Source organism: Nocardia amamiensis (assembly GCF_015477605.1).
In the GTDB taxonomy this organism is placed as follows: domain Bacteria; phylum Actinomycetota; class Actinomycetes; order Mycobacteriales; family Mycobacteriaceae; genus Nocardia; species Nocardia amamiensis_A.
This window is the reverse complement of record NZ_JADLQX010000109.1, coordinates 1-3,367: the sequence shown is the minus strand read 5'-3', so window position 1 is coordinate 3,367 and position 3,367 is coordinate 1. Positions and strand designations below refer to the sequence as shown.

The window sequence follows — 3,367 nt, the reverse complement described above, 5'->3', positions numbered from 1 at the left end:
CGGCGTTCGTGGTGCTGGATGCGTTGCCGTTGAACGTCAACGGCAAGCTGGATCGTAAGGCGTTGCCGGAGCCGGAGTTCGAGGTTCAGGCTTTCCGTGCGCCGTCGACGCCGATCGAGGAGATCGTGGCGTCGGTGTATGCCGAGGTGCTCGGTGTCGAGCGTGTGGGTGCGGATGACGATTTCTTCGCGCTCGGCGGCAATTCGCTGCTGGCGACGCAGGTCGCTGCCCGTATCGGTAAGGCGTTGGACACCCGCGTCCCGGTGCGGTGGCTGTTCGAGGCGTCTACGGTCGCGGGGCTGGCTGTGCGGGCCGAGCGGCACGCTGGCGCAGGCGGTCGCCGGGATTTGGTGGCCGGTCCACGACCGGACCGGATTCCGTTGTCACTGGCGCAGCAGCGGATGTGGTTCCTGAACCAGTTCGACACCGATTCCGCCGCGTACAACGTGCCGATCGCGGTGCGGCTGACCGGGGCGCTCGATATCGCCGCATTGCAGCAGGCGGTGTCGGATGTCGTCGTGCGGCATGAGATTCTGCGCACCATTTACCCGCAGACCGAGGACGGCCCGGTGCAGGTCATCCTGCCGCCGGGACAGGCCGTTCCGCGCTTGGACGTCCGAGTGGTCGCGCCCGAAGCGATCGAATCCGCCGTGGTGGCGCTGACCTCGACGATCTTCGACGTCACCGCCGAGGTGCCGGTGCGGGTCGCCTTGTTCCAGATCGCCGGTGATACAGCGGATTACGCTGAATCCGCACCGGTGGAATATGTGCTGGCCATGGTGGTGCACCACATTTCTTGTGACGGTTCATCGGTGGGTCCGTTGACGCGAGACCTGATGGCGGCGTATGTGGCTCGCTCGACGGGGAACATCCCGAATTTCGCGCCGCTGGCGGTGCAGTACGCGGACTACAGCATCTGGCAGCGTGAGCTGTTGGGTAGCGAGGATGATCCGGAGTCGTTGGCGTCGAAGCAGGTGGGTTATTGGCAGTCGGCGTTGGCTGGTCTGCCGGATCAGTTGGATTTGCCGTCGGATCGGCCGCGTCCTGCGGTGCAGTCGTTCGCGGGTGGCAAGGTCGAGTTGCGGGTGGATGCCCAGACTCATCAGGCGTTGATCGAGTTGGCGCGTGCGGAGGGCGCGACGCTGTTCATGGTCGTGCACACGGCGCTGGCTGTGTTGCTGTCGCGGTTGTCCGGCGCTGACGACATCGCTATCGGCACGCCGATGGCAGGCCGCGGCGAAGCCGTCCTGGACGATCTGATCGGTATGTTCGTCAACACCCTGGTCTTCCGCACCCGGGTGGAAGCGAACGAGGCGTTCACTGATCTGCTTGCTCGTCAGCGTGAGACGGATATTCAGGCGTTCGCCAACGCGGATGTGCCGTTCGAGCGTTTGGTCGAGGTGCTCAACCCGGTTCGTTCGACCGCGCGGCATCCGTTGTTCCAGGTCGGGTTGTCGTTCCAGAACTTGGCCCAGGCCGCGCTGGAGCTGCCGGGCCTGAGCGTGTCCGGGTTGGATATCGATACCGAGCTGTCGCAGTTCGACCTGCACCTGATCGCAGCCGACCACTACAGCGATGCAGGTGAGCCGCTCGGTGTCACCGGGGTATTCACCTACGCAACGGACCTGTTCGACCGGGATACGGTGCAGGGCTTCGTGGATCGGTTCGCGCGTCTGCTCGGTGAGATCATCGCCGCGCCGCGCACTCCGGTGGGTGACCTCGAACTGCTCGACGCCGCCGAACGCACGGAGTTGGTGGTCGGCCGTAACGCGACCGCCTCGGCGCTGGATTCGACCGCGACGTTGGTTTCGTTGCTGGATGCCACCGTCGCCGCCGATCCGAACGCCGTGGCACTGGTCGGTGACGGTCCGGCAGGTGCCGGGCGACTGGAGTTGACCTACGCCGAGGTGGATGCTCGGGTCAACCGGCTGGCGCGCTACCTGCTCGGGCGGGGAATCGGTGCCGAGGATCGGGTCGCGCTGGCTCTGCGCCGGTCGGTGGATCTCGTGATTGCCATGTACGCGGTCGCGAAAGCCGGTGCGGCGTATGTTCCCCTCGATCCGGATCATCCGGCTGAGCGGACCGACTACATCCTCGAGACCGCGGCACCGGTGTGTGTGTTGACCAATGCGGAGGCGGAGTTCGACAACGATGTCGCGCCGGTGGTGCGGATTGATGAACTCGACCTGGCTGCGGTGGATGCGTCGCCGGTGGCTGATGCCGATCGGGTTGCGCCGTTGCGGCCGGAGAACACTGCGTATGTGATCTTCACCTCCGGTTCGACGGGTCGCCCGAAGGGTGTCGCGGTTTCGCATGGTGCTATCGCGAACCAGTTGCAATGGAAGGCCGTCGAGTTCGGTCTGGATGCCGCTGATGCGATTCTGTTGAAGACTGCGGCGACGTTCGATTTGTCGGTGTGGGAGTTCTGGTCGGCGGCCGTCTGTGGTGGTCGGCTGGTTATCGCGGCACCGGACGGGCACCGTGATCCGGGCTACCTGAATGAGTTGATGGCTCGGGAGTGGGTCACCACTCTGCATGCGGTGCCGTCGATGCTGGATGCGCTGGTCACGGCTGGGATGCCGAATTCGTTGTGGCGGGTGTTGGCGATCGGTGAAGCCCTGCCAGGTTCGGTCGCACAGCGGTTCCTGCGGGAACATCCGCGCACCGAGTTGTTCAACTTGTATGGTCCGACCGAGGCGGCGGTGTCGATCACCAGCCACCGGGTCACCCTCGCCGATGAGGTGTCGGTGTCGATCGGTGTCCCGGAGTGGAACAGCCAGGTGTATGTGCTGGACTCCCGCTTGCGGCCGGTGCCGGACGGTGTGTCGGGTGAGCTGTATCTGGCGGGTGCGCAGCTGGCGCGGGGTTACTTCGGTCGCGCGGATCTGACGGCGGATCGGTTCGTCGCCAATCCGTTCGAGCCGGGTGCGCGGATGTACCGCACCGGTGACCTGGTCGCCTGGAATGCCGATGGTGAGCTGGAGTATCGGGGTCGTACGGACTTCCAGGTGAAGATTCGTGGATTCCGGATCGAGCTGGGTGAGATCGAGGCCGCGCTGTTGGCGCTGCCCGAAATCGCGCAGACCGCGGTGATCGCGAAGTCCGATCCGAAGACTGGTGACCGTTTGATCGCCTATCTGGTGGCGGCCGATGCCGAGGCCGAGGCGGGTGTGGATGTCGCTGCGGTGAAGTCGGCGCTGACGGCGGGTTTGCCGTCGTACATGGTGCCGTCGGCGTTCGTGGTCCTCGACGCTTTGCCGCTGAACGTCAACGGCAAACTGGATCGTAAGGCGTTGCCGGAACCGGAGTTCGAGGTCCAAGCCTTCCGTGCCCCGTCGACCCCGATCGAGGAAATCGTGGCCGCGGT

Annotated in this window: 1 protein-coding gene; it reads left to right on the top strand. The window is 65.0% G+C overall.

What is annotated here, in order from left to right:
• The coding region (locus IU459_RS36835) for a non-ribosomal peptide synthetase (RefSeq protein ID WP_195134202.1) at window positions 1–3,367 on the top strand (3,367 nt) is incomplete at both ends.